Source organism: Mesorhizobium sp. CNPSo 4661 (genome assembly GCF_057784215.1).
In genome coordinates, this window is record NZ_JBWGIO010000020.1 from 18,952 (window position 1) to 38,898 (window position 19,947).

Genomic DNA, 19,947 nt, shown 5'->3' on the forward strand with positions numbered 1-19,947 from the left:
GGGTCAGGTCCGCTTGAGGTCGATCCGGCTCGTCACCACCATCTTGCCGGTCGCCGGATCCATGTCGGTCACCGTCATGCGCATATTGTCCGGCCCGACCTTCTCGACCGTCAGCTCCGCGTCGCGGTCGCCATTGACGATTTTCGCCCAGTGGATGTCGAGATTGATCGCATCGCCCTCGCGGCTTCCGCTGAGCCCGGCGGGTCCGCTGCGCGAGCCGATATAGGTGCCGGTGTAGCTCGCCCCGCTGACTTTCAGGTCGGCGCGGATTTCGCGCGACATGATCAGCAGCGCGCGGCAGGTGCCGTCGAGCGACAGCGAGTCCGCCGTCGCGTCCGAGGTGAAGGTGCAGTTGATGTTCATCACCGGCGTGTTGGTTCGGATCCTGACCGTTCCCTTGCCGGAGAACTTGCCCTGCAGCGAGCGCAGGAAGGCCGCCTCGTCGGCATGCGCGCCCGTCGAGCAGAAAAGACAGGCGGCGGCCAGCAAAGCAGCGGTCGATTTCATCAAGACGTCCCCTCTTGCGATTGTGGCCTTCCAACGGAAGGCGTGGACTTAACGGGTACCCGGGCAGCAGGTTCCGATGCAGCGATGACGGTTTTTTGACACCCGATCCGCTGGCCCAGTGAAATGACGCCGCTAGCGGTTGCGGCCCGGGTCCGGGCTTGCGACATAGGCCCCCAAATGGCGCCCGCTCCCTCGATCCCAAAAGCCGCGTTCTGGATGGCTCTGTCAATCGCCTCGATGCTGGCGATGTCGGTTGCCGGTCGCGAGACGACCGCCGAGTTCAACGTCTTCCAGGTGCTGGAACTGCGCTCGGTGATCGGCTTCTTCATCCTTTTACCGCTGGTGATGATGAACGGCGGTTTTGCGGCGATGCGAACCGAGCGTCCCTTCGCCCATATCGCCCGCAACATCATCCACTATACCGGCCAGGCCGCCTGGCTCTATGCGCTCACCCTCATTCCGCTCGCCGTGCTGATCTCGATCGAGTTCACCACGCCGATCTGGACGGCGATTCTCGCGGTCAGCTTTCTGGGGGAAAGACTGTCGCGCTCCAGGCTCACGGCGATCGTGCTCGGCCTGGTCGGCGTGGTCGTCATCGTGCGCCCCAGCGCGGGTTCGATGGACCCCGGCCACCTGGTCGTCCTGGGCGCAGCGGTCTGCTTCGGCATCTCGATGGTGCTGGTCAAGTCGATGACCAAGACCGAAAGCGTGGTGCGCATCATCTTCTGGATGCTGATCATCCAGTCGGTGGTCGGCCTGATCCCGGCTCTCTACGGCTGGCACACCCCCTCACCCGGCCTCTGGCCATGGATCTTCATCATCGCTTTCACCGGCATGTCGTCGCATTTCTGCCTGGCGCGCGCGCTCACCCACGCCGACGCCACCATCATCTCGCCGATGGACTTTTTGCGCGTGCCGCTGTCGGCGCTGGTCGGGTGGCTGCTCTATCACGAGCAGATCGACGTCTTCACCGCCGGCGGCGCCGCCCTGATCCTCGCCGGCAACCTGCTCAATTTGCAGCGCAAGGCGCCGCGGGTGGCAGAGGCGGAGGCGGCAACGCCCTGAGCTAATGCATGTCGCGCAAAAGTGACCTCGGTTTTGCGGCAACGACATGCATCAAACAAAGGCCTAAAGCGCGTCGCCTGAATCCGTTTCAGCGCGACGCGCTTTAGAGCAATTCCAAGAAAAGTGCGCAGCGGTTTTCTGCCCGAAATTGCGTAAAAACAAGAAGTTAGACCAACTCCACTTCCACCACGCCCTGCACCGCACGCATGGCGGAGGCGATTTGTGGCGAGACGCGATAATTACCCAAGCCTATCTCAACCTCGCCCTGCGCCTCTCCCTTGAGAACGATGATGCTGACTTGACTGTCGCCACGCTGTTTGAGCTGCGATTGAATTATCGATGATGGTCCATCGTCTCTGACAAAGATGCGTAGCGCTTTCTGGATGCGGCTGGCTTCATCGTCCAGTGATTGCACCGAGTTAATGCGCAGGTTTACGCCCTCGGGCCTGTCTTCGGCTGCAACCATAATCACCACCGAACTGCCGGGTTCCAGCATGTCGCGATACTGCGCCAGACCTTCGGAAAACAGCACAGCCTCATACTGTCCCGTCGTGTCGGAAAACTGCACAACGCCCATCTTGTTGCCGGTGCGGGTCTTGCGCTCCTGCTTGGAAGTGACCGTGCCGGCGAGGCGTCCGGCCGCTGCGCCGCGTTTGACCGCAGCCGAGAATTCCGCCCAGTTCTGCACCCGCATCTTTTGCAGTGCGGCCTTGTACTCGTCGAGCGGATGCGCCGAGAGATAGAAGCCGACGATCTGGAATTCCCGGTGCAGCTTGTCGGCGGCAAGCCACGGATCGGTCACGGGCAGGTTGAGCGCCTGCGACTGGCTCCCGAGCGACGCGCCGAAAATGTCGGTCTGGCCGGAGATGGCGTTTTGCTGCGCCAGCGAGGCCAGGCCCATCATCCGCTCGACGCCGGCCATCATCTGGGCGCGGTCGTGGCCGAAGCAATCGAGCGCACCGGCCATGATCAGGCTTTCGAAGACGCGCTTGCCGACGATCTTCGGATCGACGCGCTCGCAGAAATCGGCAAGGTTCTTGAACGGCTTTTCGCCGCGCTTGTCGACGATGTGCTCGACCGCCGCGTCGCCGACGCCTTTCAGCGCCGCCAGCGAATAGAAGATCTTGTTCTCGCCGACCTCGAAGGGACGGAAGCTCGACATCACCGACGGCGCCACCACCTCGATGCCGAGGCGCATGGCGTCCTGGCGGAAATCGGCCAGCTTGTCGGTATTGCTCATGTCGAGCGTCATCGACGCCGCCAGGAACTCGACCGGGTAATGCGCCTTGAGATAGGCGGTCTGGTAGGACACGACCGCATAGGCCGCCGCGTGTGATTTGTTGAAGCCGTAGTCGGCGAACTTGGCCAGGAGGTCGAAGATGAAGTCGGCCTGCGGCTTGCTGACACCGCGCTCGACCGCGCCCGTGACGAAACGCTCGCGCTGCTTGTCCATCTCGGCGCGGATCTTCTTGCCCATGGCGCGGCGCAGAAGGTCGGCTTCGCCGAGCGAATAGCCGGAGAGCTCCTGCGCGATCTGCATCACCTGTTCCTGGTAGACGATGACGCCCTGCGTCTCCTTCACCAGGTGGTCGATCTTCGGATGGATCGAGGCCATCTCCTCCTCGCCATGCTTTCTGGCGTTGTAGGTCGGAATGTTCTCCATCGGGCCGGGACGGTAGAGCGCGACCAGCGCGATGATGTCCTCGATGCAGTCCGGCCGCATGCCGATCAGCGCCTTGCGCATGCCCGCACTTTCAACCTGGAACACGCCGACCACCTCGCCGCGCGACAGCATCGAGTAAGTCTCTTTGTCGTCGAGCGGGATCGTCGCGAGATCGATGTCGACGCCGCGCCGGCGGATCAGCTTCACCGCCGTTTCCAGCACGGTCAGCGTCTTCAGGCCGAGGAAGTCGAATTTCACCAGCCCGGCCTGCTCGACATATTTCATGTTGAACTGGGTAACCGGCATGTCCGAGCGCGGATCGCGGTACATCGGCACCAGCTCGGACAGCGGCCGGTCGCCGATGACGATGCCCGCGGCATGCGTCGAGGCATGGCGGTAGAGGCCTTCGAGCTTCTGCGCCGTATCGAGCAGCGTCTGCACGATCGGCTCCTTCTCCGCCTCCTCGGCGAAGCGCGGCTCGTTGGCGATGGCGTCCGCTAGCTTGACCGGATTGGCCGGATTCTGCGGCACCATCTTGCTCAGCTTGTCAACCTGGCCGTAAGGCATCTGCAGCACGCGGCCGACGTCGCGCAGCACCGCGCGCGCCTGCAGCGTACCGAAGGTGATAATCTGCCCGACCTGGTCGCGGCCATACTTCTGCTGGACGTAGCGGATCACCTCCTCGCGCCGGTCCTGGCAGAAGTCGATGTCGAAGTCGGGCATCGAGACGCGGTCCGGATTGAGGAAGCGCTCGAACAGCAGCGAGAAACGCAGCGGGTCGATATCGGTGATGGTGGTCGAATAGGCGACCAGCGATCCGGCGCCCGAACCGCGGCCCGGCCCGACCGGAATGCCTTGCGCCTTCGCCCATTTGATGAAGTCGGCAACGATGAGGAAGTAGCCGGGGAACTTCATCTTCTCGATGATGCCGAGCTCGAATTCGAGCCGCTCGCGATATTGCTCGACCGTGTAGCCCGGCGTCGGCCCATGCGCGGCAAGCCGCGCCTCCAGCCCTTCGCGCGCCTGCCGTGCAAGCTCCGCCGCCTCCGCCTTCTCGGCTGCGTCCTTGTCGGCCGCATCGGCGCCGGTGAAGCGCGGCAGGATCGGGCTGCGGTTCTTCGGATAGTAGGAGCAGCGCATGGCGATCTCGACCGTGTTGTCGATCGCTTCCGGCAGGTCCGAGAACAACCGCGCCATGTCGGCCTGGCTGCGCAGGAAATTGTCCGGCGCAAGCCGCCGGCGGTTGTCGGCGGCCACCACCGACCCTTCGGCGATGGCGATCAGCGCGTCATGCGCCTCGTAGTCGTCGCGCTTGGAGAAGAACGCCTCGTTGGTGGCGACCAGCGGCAGTTTATGGGTGTAAGCGAGATCGACGGTTGATTTCTCGACCATGCGGTCATAGCCCGTGACCCGCTCGAGCTCGACATAGAGCCTGTCGCCGAACAGGCCTTTGAGGAACAGCAGTCGCTGTTCGGCGAGGTCGCGGCGATCGGCCTTCAAGGCAGAGCCGATCGGCCCGCGCGGCCCGCCGGTCAGGCAGATCAGGCCGTCGCTTTTGCCTTCCAGCATGGCGCTGGTCAGATGCACCGGCTCGCCGGGCGGTGTCTCCAGATAGACCTTGCTGATCAGCCGCACGAGATTGGCATAGCCGGCCTCGCTCGCGGCGATCAGCACGACCGGCGACATCTCCGGCCCATGCCGGCGGCGGTCGCGCTGGCCGTCGCTCGCCTCCCCGGAGAAGGCGAGATCGACCTGGCAACCGATGATCGGCTGGATGCCGTCCTTGACCGCCTTCTGGGCGAATTCGAGCGCGCCGAACAAATTGTTGGTGTCGGTGACCGCGATCGCCGGCGCCTCGTCCTTGACCGCGTGGCCGACGATCGCGCCAAGCTGCAAGGCGCCCTCGAGCAGCGAATAGGCCGAATGCACGCGCAGATGGATGAAGGTCCGCGCCGGCACTTCCGGACGCGCGGCCTTCACGGCAGCTTCACGCTGCAAGGGGTCGCGGGGAAGTCGTTCATCCGCCATGTTTTTTCGCGCTATCCCAAAGACTCAAAATCTATGCAGATGTATTGTCCCGGACGGGGTCATGCCAGTCCAGCACAATCGACCCACAGGCTTGCGGCCAGGTATCGCCTCGTCTCAGGCGAACTCCATGATCACCGCGTCGACCGCCAGGCTGTCGCCAGGCTTGGCGTTGAGCTTGGCTATAGTAAGGTCGCGCTCGGCGCGCAGCACGTTTTCCATCTTCATCGCCTCGACCACGGCAAGCGTTTCGCCGGCCTTGACCTCCTGCCCTTCCGCGACGGCGATCGAGACGACGAGGCCAGGCATCGGGCAGAGCAGCATCTTCGAGGTGTCGGGCGGCAGCTTCTCCGGCATCAGCCTTTCAAGCTCCGCGGTGCGCGGCAGCATGGCGCGCGCCATCACCGACATGCCTTTCCAGGCGATGTGCAAACCGTTCAGCGCCGGACGGATCTGCGCCGTGACCCTGTCGGCGCCGACCGTGCCCTGCCAGATCGCGTCGCCCGGCCGCCAGTCCGAAGCGACCGTCAACGGCTTGCCGCCGTCGATCGACAAATCGACCTCCATCGGAATAGAAATCATCCCGTCGACGATCGCGACCGGAAGATAGTCGGCGCCGATCTTCGCCACCCAATCGCGCTTGAGATGGCCGGAATGCGGCGCCAGCCTGCCGTCGAGACGATCGAGCCGGTCGCGGCGCAGCAGTTCGATCGCCGTTGCGACAGCGGCGAACACGGCCCTCTCCGCGCCATCGGGCTCGACCGGCGCGAAGCCGTCCGGATATTCCTCGGCGATGAAGCCGGTCGACAGCCGCCCCTCGCGCCAGCGCGGGTGCTGCATCAGCGCCGCCAGGAACGGAATGTTGTGCTCGATGCCATCGACGACGAAGCTGTCCAGCGCCTCCGACATGGCGTCGATCGCCTCGAGCCTGGTCGGCGCCCAGGTGCAGAGCTTGGCCACCATGGGGTCGTAGAACATCGAGATTTCCGACCCTTCGGCGACGCCGGTGTCGTTGCGGATGACGATGTCGCCGAACGTGCCCTCATGGGGCGGCCGGTAACGGGTCAGCCGGCCGATCGACGGCAGGAAATTGCGGAAAGGATCTTCCGCGTAGAGGCGGCTTTCCACCGCCCAGCCGTTGAGCTTCACGTCGCTCTGCTTGATGCCGAGCTTCTCGCCGGCGGCGACGCGGATCATCTGTTCGACCAGGTCGATGCCGGTGACAAGCTCGGTCACCGGGTGCTCGACCTGCAATCGCGTATTCATTTCAAGGAAATAGAAGTTTTTGTCCTTGTCGACGATGAACTCCACGGTGCCGGCGCTCTGGTAGTCGACGGCCTTGGCCAGGGCCACCGCCTGCTCGCCCATCGCCTTTCTGGTCTTGGCGTCGAGGAATGGCGACGGCGCCTCCTCGACCACTTTCTGGTTGCGGCGCTGGATCGAGCATTCGCGCTCGCCGAGATAGAGCGCGGTGCCATGCGCGTCGGCCAGCACCTGGATCTCGATATGACGCGGGTCGACGACGAATTTTTCGATAAAGACGCGGTCGTCACCGAAGGAGCTTTTCGCTTCCGAGCGAGCCCTGTCGAAGCCGTCGCGCACTTCCGATTTGCTCCAGGCGATGCGCATGCCCTTGCCGCCACCGCCGGCCGAGGCCTTGATCATCACCGGGTAGCCGATCTCGCCGGCGATCTTTTCGGCATGGTCGGCGTCTTCGATGACACCCAGCCATCCGGGCACGGTGGAGACTTTGGCTTCGCTGGCGAATTTCTTCGATTCGATCTTGTCGCCCATCGCCTTGATGGCCTTGGGCTTCGGCCCGATGAAGACGATGCCTTCCTTCTCCAGCGCCTCGCAGAATGAGGCACGTTCCGAAAGAAAACCATAGCCCGGATGCACGGCTTCCGCCCCTGTCTCCTTGCAAGCGGCGATGATCTTCTCCGGCAGCAGATAGCTCTGCGCGGCGGGCGGCGGTCCGATATGCACCGCCTCGTCGGCCATTTCGACATGCAGGGCATCGCGATCGGCATCCGAATAGACCGCAACGGTGGCAATCCCCATCTTGCGCGCCGTCTTGATGACGCGACAGGCGATCTCGCCGCGATTGGCGACCAGGATCTTCTTGAACATTCGGATGTCGTTCCTCCGGCGAAGCGGTCCAGTTCTATGGACAATTCCGGCGCGCCTCAAGTGCCCGCGGGCCAGCTCCCACGGCTGGCGCCGATTACGGAAACCGCGCCGAAAAACGTCGCAACAGACGTTGGCCGCCAGCCCGGAACTCGCTAAGCTTGCCGTAACGCCGGAGGGATGGCAGGCTGGCATTCGCCATAAACAGCTTGCCGTTAGCCAAAACTTACAGATTGCTTGGGAGGAGTGCCTCATGAAAACGCGTGCCGCCGTAGCCGTTGCCGCCGGAAAGCCGCTGGAGATCATGGAGGTGGACCTCGAAGGGCCGCGCGATGGCGAGGTACTGGTCGAGGTCAAGGCGACCGGCATCTGCCACACCGACGAGTTCACGCTGTCGGGCGCCGATCCGGAAGGCCTGTTTCCGGCGATCCTCGGCCATGAGGGCGCCGGGGTCGTCGTCGATGTCGGCAAGGGCGTGACCTCGGTCAAGAAGGGCGACCACGTCATCCCGCTCTACACGCCCGAATGCCGGCAGTGCCCGTCTTGCCTGTCGCGCAAGACCAATCTGTGCACCGCCATCCGCGCCACGCAAGGGCAAGGCCTGATGCCGGACGGCACCTCGCGCTTCTCGATGGGCAAGGACAAGCTCTTTCATTACATGGGCTGCTCGACCTTCTCCAACTTCACCGTGCTGCCCGAGATCGCTGTCGCCAAGGTCAATCCCGACGCCCCCTTCGACAAGATCTGCTACATCGGCTGCGGGGTCACGACCGGCATCGGCGCCGTCATCAACACCGCCAAGGTCGAGCAGGGCGCGACGGCGGTCGTCTTCGGCCTCGGCGGCATTGGCTTGAACGTCATCCAGGGGCTTCGCCTTGCCGGCGCCGACATGATCATCGGTGTCGATCTGAACAACGACAAGAAGGCCTGGGGCGAGAAGTTCGGCATGACGCATTTCGTCAATCCGAAGGAGATCGACGGCGACATCGTGCCTTACCTGGTCAACCTGACCAAGCGCGGCGCCGACCAGATCGGCGGCGCCGACTACACCTTCGACTGCACCGGCAACACCAAGGTGATGCGCCAGGCGCTGGAGGCCTCGCATCGCGGCTGGGGCAAGTCGGTCGTCATCGGCGTCGCCGGCGCCGGCCAGGAGATTTCGACCAGGCCGTTCCAGCTGGTCACCGGCCGCAGCTGGATGGGCACCGCCTTTGGCGGCGCGCGCGGCCGCACCGATGTGCCGAGGATCGTCGACTGGTACATGGACGGCAAGATCCAGATCGATCCGATGATCACCCACACGCTGAAGCTCGAGGACATCAACAAGGGTTTCGACCTGATGCATGAGGGCAAGTCGATCCGGAGTGTCGTGGTTTATTGAGGAAAGCCACCAGGCCGCAGGCCGGAATGCCCGCGACCTCTGTGGTCAAACATGGGAGGAAGTGTAAATGGCCGAAAAACTGCATCCGAAGATCGACAATGGCTTGCCGAAGGAGAGCGCATCCTTCGCCGGGGGCACGCTGGTCTGCCTCTGCACCAGCAATCCGGTGAAGGTGAAGGTCAAGGGTCAGATTGCCCACAACCATGCCTGCGGCTGCACCAAATGCTGGAAGCCGGACGGCGCGATCTTCTCGGTGGTGGCCGTTGCCGGCACTGGCGACGTCACCGTCACCGAAAATGGCGACAAGCTGAAGGTGGTCGACCCCTCGGCGCTCATCCAGCGCCACGCCTGCACCGGCTGCGGCGTGCACATGTACGGGCCGGTCGAGCGCGACCATGCGTTCAAGGGCCTGTCCTTCATCCATCCCGAGCGTTTCGAGGAAGACGGCTGGTCGCCGCCGGGCTTCACTGCTTTCGTCTCCTCGATCATCGAATCCGGCGTTGATCCGAGCCGCATGGACGGCATCCGCGGCCAGCTGAAGTCGATCGGGCTGGAGCCTTATGACTGCCTCAACCCCGGCCTGATGGACTACATCGCCACCTGGACGGCGAAGAAGTCGGGCGCGCTTCCGGCCTGACTTCGTGCGAGATTTATGCGAAGGGCCGGCCAGCGCCGGCCCTTTTGCGCATTTGGAGGCACGATTGCCCGCACCTGTCATCTATGTCGACGCCGACGCCTGCCCGGTCAAGGCCGAGGTCGAGAAGGTCGCGGAGCGCCATGGCATCGTCGTCACTTACGTCTCGAATGGCGGCCTGCGCCCGTCGCGCGATCCGATGATCCGCAACATCGTCGTCTCCAAGGGCGCGGACGCGGCGGACGACTGGATCGTCGAGAACGCCAGGGCCAACGACATCGTGGTGACGGCCGACATTCCGCTTGCCGCGCGCACGGTGGCGCTCGGCGCGCATGTGCTCGGCCCTACCGGTCGCCCGTTCACGCCGGAAACCATCGGCATGGCGGTGGCGATGCGCGATCTCAAGCAGCATCTGCGCGAAACCGGCGAGAGCCGGGGCTTCAATGCCTCCTTCACGCAGAAGGACCGCTCGCAGTTTCTCGGCGAGCTCGACCGCATCTTGCGGCGCGCGCTCAAATCCGTCACACCGGACTGATCCAACGTCTTCAGGGCTCGGGCCATGGGTGAGGATCTCAAGACGCCGATGCATCGGCACATGCAATTCGCCCTCGCCGCGGCCATCGGCATCGTGGCACTGCTGCTTGCCCTGCTGCTGCGCGCGCCGCTTCCCTACTCGATCGGCGCCAACGTGTTCTTTGTCAGCTATATCGCCCTGGTGCTGGCCCTGATGCCGAGCCTTACCGGCCGCTATCTCAGCAAGAACGCGCGCGCCACCGACCTGCCGGTACTGCTAATCTTTGCCGTCACGCTCTTTGTCGTCGGCGCGGCCATCGTTTCGCTGTTCCTGCTCATCAACCAGAAGGATGCCGCGCATCCCCTGCAGCTCGCCTTCGCCATGTTGTCGATCCCGCTTGGCTGGTTCACCATCCACGCCATGGCGTCGCTGCACTATGCGCATCTCTATTGGAAAGACGGCGACGAGATCGACGAGAAAACCCAGAAGAAGATGCCGGTCGGCGGCCTTGATTTTCCCGGCGGCAAAAGGCCGAAAGGCTGGGACTTCCTTTATTTCGCGACGGTCATCGGCATGACGGCGCAGACGGCGGACACGGCCGTCACCACCTCGCAGATGCGGCTGGTCGTGCTTGTCCACTCGATCCTGACCTTTTTCTTCAACACGGTGATCGTTGCCGCGGCGGTCAATCTCGCGGTCAGCCTGGGCGCTCCGTAATAAATCCGTGATTGCATGAAACATTGCCTTGTGCGGCGACGTATTGAGGGGAAGACAATGATCTGAGAAGCCGCCTGCAGGAGGCGGCCGGAGGCAAGATGGACACTGTTGCCAACGACCAATCCGCCCCCACGGCGGACGGCAAGGACACGACCCTTATCTACCGGCAGTCGCGCTGGACGCGGTTGACCCACTGGATCTGGGCTTTCTCGCTCTTCTTCATGCTGCTTTCCGGCCTGCAGATCTTCAACGCACGGCCGCAGCTCTATATCGGCAAGCAGTCCGGCTTCGAGTTCAACAACACCATCCTCCAGATCGGCGCCGAAAACACCGCCAACGGCCCGCGCGGCTTCACCGAAATCCTCGGCCATCGCTTCGACACCACCGGCGTGCTCGGCTGGTCGGGGCCGCCGGGACAGGAGACGCCGCGCGGCTTCCCTGCCTGGGCGACGATCCCGTCCTACTACGATCTCGGCACCGCCCGCGTCGTGCATTTCTTCTTCGCCTGGATCCTGACTTCAACGCTGCTCGTCTGGCTGATCGCCGGGCTGATCAACGGCCATATCCGCCGCGACCTCGCCCCTCGCGTGTCGGACCTGCGCAAGCTCCCACGCGACATCGTCGACCACGCGAAGCTGAAATTCCATCACACGCGCGAATACAACACGCTGCAGAAAATGGCCTATGGCGGCGTGCTCTTCGTGCTTCTGCCGCTGATGATCGTCACCGGCCTCGCCATGTCGCCGAGCATGAATTCGGTATTGCCCTGGCTCAACGAAATCCTCGGCGGCAGGCAGACGGCACGCACCATCCACTTCACCGTCATGGTGCTGCTCGTGCTTTTCTTCGTCATCCACATCCTGATGATCCTGGCCGCCGGCCCGATCAACGAGCTGCGCTCGATCATCACCGGCTGGTACCGCACCGACCCGCCCGCCAAGCAGGACCAACCGACCGAGAGGAGTGCCTGACATGGCAAAATTCCAGATCAGCCCCAAGCTCCAAATGAGTCGAAGAAAGTTCCTCACCGCCAGCAGCCTCGGCCTGTCCGGCATCGCGCTGTCGGGCTGCGACGCCTTCGACAGCGGCCTGGGCATCGGCGGCGGCTTGCGCAGCTTCCTCGAAAACGCCAATGGCCTGACATACCGCGCGCAACGCCTGCTCGCCGGTCGCGAAGCGCTGGCGCCGGAATTCACCGAGGCCGATATCCGCCAGCCACAGCGGCCGAATGGCAGCACCGCGCCCGATGACGACACCTACAAGGGTCTGCTCGCCAACAATTTCGCCGACTGGCGCCTGGAGGTTTCAGGCCTCGTCGAAAAACCGTTGTCGCTGACCCGCGAGCAGCTCCAGAACATGCCGAGCCGCACCCAGATCACCCGCCACGACTGCGTCGAAGGCTGGAGCTGCATCGCCAAATGGACCGGCACGCCGCTGTCGCTGGTGCTGGACCAGGCGGTGGTCAAGCCGCAGGCCCGCTACGTCATGTTCCACTGCCTCGACACGATCGAGCAGAGCCTGTCCGGCGACATCAAATATTACGGGACGATCGACCTGATCGACGCCCGCCATCCGCAAACGATCCTGGCCTATGGCCTGAACGGCAAGCCGCTGCCGGTCGAAAACGGCGCGCCGCTGCGCGTGCGGGTCGAGCGCCAGCTCGGCTACAAGATGCCGAAATACGTCTACAAGATCGAGCTGGTCGACAGTTTTGCCAATGTCGGCGGCGGGCGCGGCGGCTATTGGGAGGACAATGGCTACGACTGGTATGGCGGGATTTGATGGCCCCTCGCCCGCAGGCCGAGCATGATCTTGCGGCGGCAGGGCTGGATGCCATCGAGCAGCGTCTCGACAATGACAACCGGCGGCTGACAGGCCGTAGCGACGACCGTGCCCTCGTCTTTACGCTGCGGGATGATGAAGGGCGCGCGGTCGGGGCCGCCGCCGGCTATTCCTGGGCCGGCATTGCCGAGCTCACGCTGATGTGGGTCGACGAGGCCTATCGAGGCCTCGGCCACGGCAGGAAGCTGCTCGATGCCTTCGTCGTGGAGGCCGCCGCGCGCGGCTCGCTGCGGATATGGGTTTCGACCCATGACTTCCAGGCGCCCGGCCTTTACGAGAAAGCCGGTTTCGACCGCATGGCCGAATTGACCGGGTGGCCCGAAGGCCATTCCAACATCATCCTCTGCAAGACGGTCGCTGCCTAAGCCACCTTCTCAAGCAGCGGCTTCAGCGCCGGATGGATTTCCGGCGAAGCGTGCCTGATCAGCGTCAGCAGCGCGCGCTCGTTGTCGCGCAGCGGCCGCTGGCCGCCGCCGACGCGCTCGGCCAGCCATTCGGCTTCGCTGGCATCGATCGTCTCGGCGCGGCGGGCAAGCGCCTCGGTGGCCCGGTTCCTGGCTTCCCATTCGGCCTCGATGTCGCCGGGCGAATGATAGGCTTCGAGGATCGCGGCGAATCCGCCCGAGACCATCCGGCTGAAGAAGCCGCCAAGCGTCGGGCCTGCCTCGTCGAGGAAAGTCTCGTGGCGCAGCGCCACTTCCCGCGTCGGCGGTTCGTAGCCGGTCGAGCACATGACATAGTTGGCGATCGCCTTGACGAAGAGGTCGTTCCAGGACGGATCGTTGTCGGCGGTCGCGGTCCGGTCGTTGATCTTGAACAGGACCTCAGCCTCGGCCTTGCTGATGGCGATGTTGCCGTCGCCGCCGTAGGCATAGAGAATGCGCCGCAACAGATCGACCTCGGCCTTGGCGATTAGCCCTGGCACGAGATCGCCGCCGAGCATCAACGGGCCTTTGCCGTCGATCACCGCATGCTCGACCTGTTCCAGCGCATAGGCCGAGAGCTGGCCGGGCGAGGATTTCGCTTCCTCCAGCACATGAACCAGCAGCTCGAGCTCGGTGTGGCTGTCGACCATGCCGTCGCGCGAGATCGTGCGGACCAGCCAGTCGGCATTCTCCTCAGAGATATAGCCTTCCGGCTTTTCCTGATGGACGATGTAATCGGTCACCGCCTCGACGAAGAACGACGCCCATTCGCCGCATTTGTCGCGCGCCGTCTGGTCGAGCGCGAACAGGGCCTCGGCCTCGCCGCGGCTCACCACGCCGTCCGCGAAAACCTCGCGCCGCAGCATCGTCACGTCCTCGGCCGTGATCTTGTTCTTCGAGGTCAGCCCCGCCACCGGAGCGCTCATGATCAATTCGCCCATTTGCCGTCCCTGCCCGTCGCCCGTTGCCGGCGTTATCCCGTCAGGTTTATCAGCATTGTCTTGAGAAACCGGCAAATGGAGTGGTTAGCGAAGCCTTGCCGGTGCGGAGGATCTGGTCCAATAGCGCCCCGCGCCTGAAAATGTCGCTGGGAGGTGACAAGGTGTCGCCGACGGGCTATGGATGGCGCGTCGAGGACTCAGGTGACTGAGTCCTACCTGTTTGCGGGAGAGAGCAGCGTAAGCTGTCGCCGAAGGGGAAATCGCCCGAAATCTCTCAGGCAAAAGAACCGTGGACGGGAAAGACAACTCTGGAAAGTCGGGAATCTTCCCGCGCCGAAGGTGTAAGCGCTGCCGACAGAGTTACGGGGCGCGAGTCTCTCAGGCTTCAGACAGAGGGGCACGACTAGGCCGCCATTGGCGGTCGATTGGCGTGCGACTCTGGAGAAGACATGACAGGCGACGACACCAGACATCTACCCCTCGAGGATTTGCATCAGGCCGAGGGTGCGCGTTTCGGCGCCTTCGCCGGCTGGTCGATGCCGCTCACCTACCCGCCCGGCGTGATGAAGGAGCATCTTCACTCACGCGAGCATGCCGGCCTGTTCGACATCTCGCATATGAAGCTGTTCGAGGTCGCCGGTCCGGGAGCCATCGCGTTGTTGAACCGAGCCTGCCCGCTCGATGCCGGCGCGCTGGACATCTCGCAGTCCAAATACACCTTCTTCCTCAACGAGGCGGCAGGCATCATCGATGACCTGATCGTGACGCGCCTGGGCGATGACCGGTTCATGGTGGTGGCCAATGCCGGCAACGCGGTGGAGGACGAGAAGCATCTGCGCGACCTCTGCGCCGATTTCGACGCCAGGGTCGACCCGCTCGACCGGGTTTTCCTGGCGATCCAGGGACCGGACGCCTGGGCAGCCCTGGCGCGGGCCGGCATCGAAACCGGCTCGCTGCTCTTCATGCATGGGGTCGAGCCGCGGCAAAACTGGTTCATGAGCCGTTCCGGCTACACCGGCGAGGACGGCTTCGAAATCGGCTTGCCGGAGAAGGATGCCCGCGATCTCGTCGCCAGACTCCTGGAAGACGAGCGCGTGCAGTGGATCGGCCTTGCCGCCCGCGACAGCCTGCGGCTCGAGGCTGGGCTTTGCCTGCACGGCCAGGACCTGACGCCCGAGATTGATCCGGCAAGCGCCGGACTGATGTGGGCAATTCCCAAGGAGGTCCGGGTCTCGGGTCATTTCATCGGCGCCGACGCGCTGCGCTCTATCCTCGAGCGCGGGCCGTCGCAGAAGCGCGTCGGCCTGAAGCCCGACGGACGCCAGCCGGTGCGCGCGGGCGCGGCGTTGATCGATGCCGACGGCAATCCGGCCGGCCACGTCACATCCGGCGGCTTCGGCCCTTCGGCCGGGCACCCGGTCGCCATGGGCTACGTCAACACGCCGCTGTCCAAGCCCGGCACGAAACTCTTCACCGACGTCCGCGGGACGAAAATCCCGGTCGACGTCACGTCCCTGCCCTTCACGCCGCATCGCTACCGCAAAGGATAAGTCCCGATGGCAAAGACCTATTTCACCGAAGACCATGAATGGTTGCGCGTCGAGGGCGGCGTCGCCACCGTCGGCATCACCGACTATGCGCAGGAACAGCTCGGCGATCTCGTTTTCGTCGAGCTGCCGGAAATCGGCCGCAAGCTCGCCAAGGGCGACACCGCCGTCGTCGTCGAATCCGTCAAGGCGGCGTCGGACGTCTACGCGCCGGCCGACGGCGAGATTACCGAGGCCAACGCCTCGCTGTCGGCCGATCCCTCGCTGGTCAACTCGGCCGCGACCGGCGACGGCTGGCTCTGGAAGATGAAGCTCGCCAACGAAAGCCAGCTCGACAGCCTGATGGATGAGACCGCCTACAAAGCCCATATTGGCTGATATCAGGACATAAAGACATGACCGCAGTGCTTACTCCCTTCTCGGCCCGCCACATCGGCCCGGGCGTCAACGATGTCAGAGCCATGCTCGCCGTGCTCGGCGTTCCGTCCGTCGAAACGCTGATCAGCCAGGCCGTGCCGAGATCGATCCGCCTCGACCAGCCGCTCAACCTGCCGGCTCCGGCCAGCGAAGCGGAAGCGCTGGCCGAACTGTCTGCGATCATGGCGAAGAACACGGTGCTGAAGAGCTTCATCGGCGCCGGCTATCATGGCGTCTTCGTGCCGCCGGTCATCCAGCGCAACCTGTTCGAGAATCCGGCCTGGTACACGGCCTACACGCCCTACCAGGCCGAGATCAGCCAGGGCCGGCTGGAAATGCTGTTCAACTTTCAGACATTGGTGACGGAACTGACAGGCCTGCCGGTGGCGTCCGCCTCGCTGCTCGATGAAGCCACCGCCGTCGCCGAAGCCGTCGGCATCGCGCTGCGCCACCACCGCGACAAGCGCACCAAGGTGGCGCTTGCCGGCACGCCGCATCCGCAGACGCTGGACGTCGTGCGCACCCGCGCCGAACCGCTCGACATCGAGGTCGACGGCGAGACGATCGACGACAACACCGCCGCCCTGCTCGTCTCCTGGCCGGACACCTTCGGCGTCTACGGCGACCACAAGGCGGCAATCGAGAAGGCCCGCGCGACCGGCGCGCTCGTCGTCTTCATCGCCGACCCGCTGGCGCTCACGCTGACGGACGCGCCGGCAAAACTTGGTGCCGACATCGCCGTCGGCCCGATGCAGCGTTTCGGCGTGCCGATGGGCTTTGGCGGTCCGCATGCCGCCTATTGCGCCGTCTCCGACAAGCTGACCCGCCTAATGCCCGGCCGCCTCGTCGGTCAGTCGACGGACACGATGGGCCGCCCGGGCTACCGGCTGGCGCTGCAGACGCGCGAGCAGCACATCCGCCGCGACAAGGCGACCTCCAACATCTGCACCGCACAGGCGCTGCTGGCCAACATGGCGACGGCCTATGCGATCTGGCACGGCCCCCCCGGGCTGCAGGCAATTGCCGGTCAGATCCACGGGTTGGCCGGCCGTCTTGCCTCGGGTCTCAAGGCAGCCGGTGTATCCGTCCTCGGCGCAAGCCGCTTCGACACGGTGACGGCCGAGGTGAAGGGCAAGGCCGGCGCTATCGCCGCTGCCGCCGAAAACACCGGCCGGCTGTTGCGCGTCATCGACGCCGACCGCGTCAGTATCGCCTTCGACGAGACCTCCACGCAAGCCGATCTCGAGGCGATCGCCGCCTTGTTCGGGGCCAAGCCCGGCGCGGCGGAAGGCGGCTCCATGCCTGGCAAGCCGCGCGGCAAGGAATTCCTCACCCAGCCGGTCTTCCGCGACAACCATTCCGAAACCGAGATGATGCGCTTCCTGCGCAGGCTGGCCGACAAGGACCTCGCGCTCGATCGCACCATGATCCCGCTCGGATCCTGCACCATGAAGCTCAACGCCGCCGCCGAGATGATGCCGGTGAGTTGGCCGAGCGTCGCCAACCTGCACCCCTTCGCGCCGGCCGGTCATTCAGAGGGCTATCTCAAGATGGTCGGCGACCTGGAAGCCTGGCTGTCGGAGATCACCGGTTTCGACGCCGTCAGCCTGCAGCCCAATGCCGGCAGCCAGGGCGAATATGCAGGCCTGCTCGCCATCCGCGCCTATCACCGCGCGCGCGGTGAAGGCCACCGCACCATCTGCCTGATCCCGTCCTCCGCACACGGCACCAATCCGGCGAGCGCCGCGATGGCCGGCATGAGTGTCGTCGTCGTGCGTTGCCTGGACGACGGCAACATCGACATGGACGACCTGCGCGCGAAGGCCAACGAGCATTCCAAGGACCTCGCGGCGCTGATGTTCACCTACCCTTCGACGCATGGCGTTTACGAGGAAGGCGCGCGCCATCTCTGCGCGCTGATCCACGAGCATGGCGGCCAGGTCTATTTCGACGGCGCCAACCTCAACGCGCTCGTCGGCCTCGCCCGCCCCGGCGACATCGGCGCCGACGTCTGCCACATGAACCTGCACAAGACCTTCTGCATTCCGCATGGCGGCGGCGGTCCGGGCGTCGGCCCGATCGGCGTCAGGGCGCATCTGAAGCCCTATCTGCCGGGCCATGTCACGGAAGGCTCGGCGCATGCCGTTGCCGCCGCTCCCTTCGGCAGCGCTTCAATCCTGCCGATCACCTGGATGTACATCCGCATGATGGGCGGCTCCGGCCTGAAGCAGGCGACCGAGACGGCGATCGTTTCGGCCAACTATGTGGCGACGCGACTGGCACCACACTACCCGCTGCTCTACAAGGGCAGGAGCGACCGCATCGCGCATGAATGCATCCTCGACACGCGCGTGCTCAAGGAAAGCGCCGGCATCAGCGTCGACGACATCGCCAAGCGCCTGATCGACTACGGCTTCCACGCGCCGACCATGTCGTTCCCGGTCGCCGGCACGCTGATGGTCGAGCCGACCGAGTCCGAACCCAAGCGTGAGCTCGACCGCTTCTGCGAGGCGATGATCGCCATCGCCGGCGAGGCGGCGAAAGTGGCGAAAGGCGAGTGGCCGTCCAACGACAACCCGCTGGTCAACGCCCCGCACACCGCGGCGGAAGCGCTTGCCGGTGAGTGGAAGCATCCCTATTCGCGGCTGGAGGCGGCCTATCCGGCGGGCGACGCCGATCTGGCGGCGAAGTACTGGCCGCCGGTCTCGCGCATCGACAACGTCGCCGGCGACCGCAACCTGGTCTGCTCCTGCCCACCGCTGTCGGAATATCTCGGCGCAGCGGAGTAGACGCCGACGTTTGCTCAGGCGGTTCTCAGGGCCGGCCCGGCATCGGGCTGGTCCGCTTCGACCTGAGCGATGACGCGGTTGCGCCCGGCGCGCTTGGCCGCGTAAAGCGTGGCGTCCGCTTGCGCCAGCACCTCGTGCAGGGGACGGCCCGCGGCCGAGCCGAAGCCCATGCCGCCGCTGACGCTGCTGCGCAGCGGGCCGCGATGGGTAGGCACGATCTCCGTGCCGAACGCGACGCCGATCCGGCTTGCCATGTCATGCGCCTTTTCCGGTGTCACGCGCGACATGACGAGCGCGAATTCCTCGCCGCCCAGCCGGAAGGCGTCGACCCCTGCCCTGCCGTATTTCTTGATCACCGCCGCGAAGCGGCAAAGGACCTGGTCGCCGACGGGGTGGCCGAAGACGTCGTTGGTCATCTTGAAATGGTCGAGATCGAACATCGCGATCGCCATGAACGGACCGAAGCTGCGATCGCCGTAAAGCTCGTTGAGCGCCCTGCGGTTCATCAGGCCGGTCAGCGGATCGGTCATGGTTTCGGCCTTGAGCTCGATCTGCGCCTGCAGGTGGTGCAGCGAAAGCGTCAGCGCGCCGAGCCCGGTCATGCAGGCGACCGCGACGACAGAGTTCAGCCGCTCCGCCCAATTGTCGGGCGCGGCGCCGAGGGCCCATTGCCCTTGCGCCAGCAACGTCAGGCCGCACAGCGCGAAGGACAGGCCGCAGGCGCCGCTGAGGAACGAAACGACGAGCAGGATCTGGCGATCGTGATCCCCCTTCATCCAGAACATCGTCCCGATCGCCACGAGCAGCGCCGTCACGGCCGCATAGGTGATCTGGAAGCCGATGCCGTCGAAACCGAGAAAGGTGACGATCGCGCAGGCTGCCATCGCGGCCAACGTCGGCACGATGGCGCGACGGTAGTCGCGAAAGCCGAGATACTGCATGGCCGACAGGCAGATGATCAGGAAACCCAGGGTCAGCAGCGCCAGCACGATCTGGCACAGCCAGGGTTCGGGATCCTTGGTATAGCGCCAGAACGCGACGACGTGGGCGACGAGCACCAAGATGCCGCAGGCGACCGTGAGCACGAAGCGCGCCCGCGGCGTGGTGAGCCAGATTGCAAACATGGTGATGCTGAGGCATGTGCCCGACAGCGCCGCGGCGAGCAGGAGCGAACTGAAATCCAACATCGGTGAAGAACTGCCTCTAGCGAGTGCCCGTCGTCCCTCAATGTAGGCTGGCGGCGGCCGGCGCAAACCGTTTTCAGCGAATGCCCAACGCTACCTCGGCAAAGGGTTTACAAAGCGTCGACATCAGAGGCGAAGTCCCTCGACGGCACACGGGAAACGGGAACCC

General features: G+C 64.5%; 16 protein-coding genes and 1 riboswitch. Of the genes, 11 read left to right on the forward strand and 5 right to left on the reverse strand.

The features are described 5' to 3' along the window. Window positions 1-3 precede the first annotated feature (3 nt). Complete coding sequence (locus AC0YKC_RS26870) at window positions 4-507, reverse strand: hypothetical protein (RefSeq protein ID WP_320295535.1); 504 nt, start codon at window positions 505-507, stop codon at window positions 4-6. 177 nt (window positions 508-684) lie between these two features. Between AC0YKC_RS26870 and AC0YKC_RS26875 the strand changes: the two genes are divergently transcribed. Continuing rightward, window positions 685-1,572 (forward strand): DMT family transporter, encoded by an 888-nt coding sequence (locus tag AC0YKC_RS26875; RefSeq protein WP_488513278.1) that lies wholly within the window; start codon window positions 685-687, stop codon window positions 1,570-1,572. Window positions 1,573-1,738: 166 nt separating this feature from the next. On the opposite strand, the gene dnaE is transcribed toward AC0YKC_RS26875, so the two are convergent. Both dnaE and AC0YKC_RS26885 read right to left on the reverse strand, forming a co-directional pair. Further along, a complete protein-coding gene (gene dnaE, locus AC0YKC_RS26880) occupies window positions 1,739-5,263 on the reverse strand; it encodes a DNA polymerase III subunit alpha (protein WP_488513279.1) in 3,525 nt (1,174 codons plus the stop codon). Window positions 5,264-5,377: 114 nt separating this feature from the next. Further along, entirely contained in the window at window positions 5,378-7,390 is a 2,013-nt protein-coding gene (locus AC0YKC_RS26885; RefSeq protein WP_488513280.1) for an acetyl-CoA carboxylase biotin carboxylase subunit, read from the reverse strand. A 250-nt stretch (window positions 7,391-7,640) separates the two neighbouring features. On the opposite strand from AC0YKC_RS26885, the gene AC0YKC_RS26890 reads away from it, so the two are divergent. From AC0YKC_RS26890 to AC0YKC_RS26920, 7 genes are all read left to right on the forward strand, one after another. Next, window positions 7,641-8,768 (forward strand): S-(hydroxymethyl)glutathione dehydrogenase/class III alcohol dehydrogenase, encoded by a 1,128-nt coding sequence (locus tag AC0YKC_RS26890; protein WP_488513281.1) that lies wholly within the window; start codon window positions 7,641-7,643, stop codon window positions 8,766-8,768. 67 nt (window positions 8,769-8,835) lie between these two features. Continuing rightward, the gene (gene gfa / locus AC0YKC_RS26895) at window positions 8,836-9,405 is read left to right on the forward strand and encodes an S-(hydroxymethyl)glutathione synthase (RefSeq protein WP_488513282.1); all 570 of its coding nucleotides are present in this window, start codon (window positions 8,836-8,838) and stop codon (window positions 9,403-9,405) included. Between the two features lie 64 nt (window positions 9,406-9,469). Next, window positions 9,470-9,937: a YaiI/YqxD family protein gene (locus AC0YKC_RS26900; protein ID WP_488513283.1), complete on the forward strand. Its 468-nt coding sequence runs from the start codon at window positions 9,470-9,472 to the stop codon at window positions 9,935-9,937. Window positions 9,938-9,961: 24 nt separating this feature from the next. Next, entirely contained in the window at window positions 9,962-10,633 is a 672-nt protein-coding gene (locus AC0YKC_RS26905; RefSeq protein ID WP_320295523.1) for a DUF1345 domain-containing protein, read from the forward strand. Window positions 10,634-10,731: 98 nt separating this feature from the next. After that, window positions 10,732-11,604 (forward strand): cytochrome b/b6 domain-containing protein, encoded by an 873-nt coding sequence (locus AC0YKC_RS26910; protein WP_488513284.1) that lies wholly within the window; start codon window positions 10,732-10,734, stop codon window positions 11,602-11,604. A gap of 1 nt (window position 11,605) precedes the next feature. Further along, window positions 11,606-12,415, forward strand: a complete 810-nt coding sequence (locus AC0YKC_RS26915; protein ID WP_488513285.1) for a molybdopterin-binding protein — start codon at window positions 11,606-11,608, stop codon at window positions 12,413-12,415. After that, on the forward strand, window positions 12,415-12,840 hold the full coding sequence (locus tag AC0YKC_RS26920) for a GNAT family N-acetyltransferase (protein ID WP_488513286.1): 426 nt from the start codon (window positions 12,415-12,417) through the stop codon (window positions 12,838-12,840). Before AC0YKC_RS26915 ends, AC0YKC_RS26920 begins: the two co-directional genes overlap by 1 nt. Here the strand turns inward: AC0YKC_RS26920 and AC0YKC_RS26925 are convergent. Further along, the gene (locus AC0YKC_RS26925) at window positions 12,837-13,841 is read right to left on the reverse strand and encodes a hypothetical protein (RefSeq protein ID WP_488513287.1); all 1,005 of its coding nucleotides are present in this window, start codon (window positions 13,839-13,841) and stop codon (window positions 12,837-12,839) included. The genes AC0YKC_RS26920 and AC0YKC_RS26925 overlap by 4 nt on opposite strands. A 213-nt stretch (window positions 13,842-14,054) precedes the next feature. Then, window positions 14,055-14,141, forward strand: a riboswitch (glycine riboswitch). A 149-nt stretch (window positions 14,142-14,290) separates the two neighbouring features. Between AC0YKC_RS26925 and gcvT the strand changes: the two genes are divergently transcribed. The 3 genes from gcvT to gcvP are packed head-to-tail and all read left to right on the forward strand — an operon-like array spanning window position 14,291 to window position 18,594. Next, complete coding sequence (gcvT, locus tag AC0YKC_RS26930) at window positions 14,291-15,391, forward strand: glycine cleavage system aminomethyltransferase GcvT (RefSeq protein WP_488513288.1); 1,101 nt, start codon at window positions 14,291-14,293, stop codon at window positions 15,389-15,391. Window positions 15,392-15,397: 6 nt separating this feature from the next. Then, window positions 15,398-15,766, forward strand: coding sequence for a glycine cleavage system protein GcvH (gene gcvH, locus AC0YKC_RS26935; protein WP_434722992.1), 369 nt, complete (start codon window positions 15,398-15,400; stop codon window positions 15,764-15,766). Between the two features lie 17 nt (window positions 15,767-15,783). Then, complete coding sequence (gcvP, locus tag AC0YKC_RS26940; protein ID WP_488513289.1) at window positions 15,784-18,594, forward strand: aminomethyl-transferring glycine dehydrogenase; 2,811 nt, start codon at window positions 15,784-15,786, stop codon at window positions 18,592-18,594. A 14-nt stretch (window positions 18,595-18,608) separates the two neighbouring features. Here the strand turns inward: gcvP and AC0YKC_RS26945 are convergent, their stop codons facing one another. Then, complete coding sequence (locus AC0YKC_RS26945) at window positions 18,609-19,781, reverse strand: GGDEF domain-containing protein (RefSeq protein WP_488513290.1); 1,173 nt, start codon at window positions 19,779-19,781, stop codon at window positions 18,609-18,611. Window positions 19,782-19,947 lie beyond the last annotated feature (166 nt).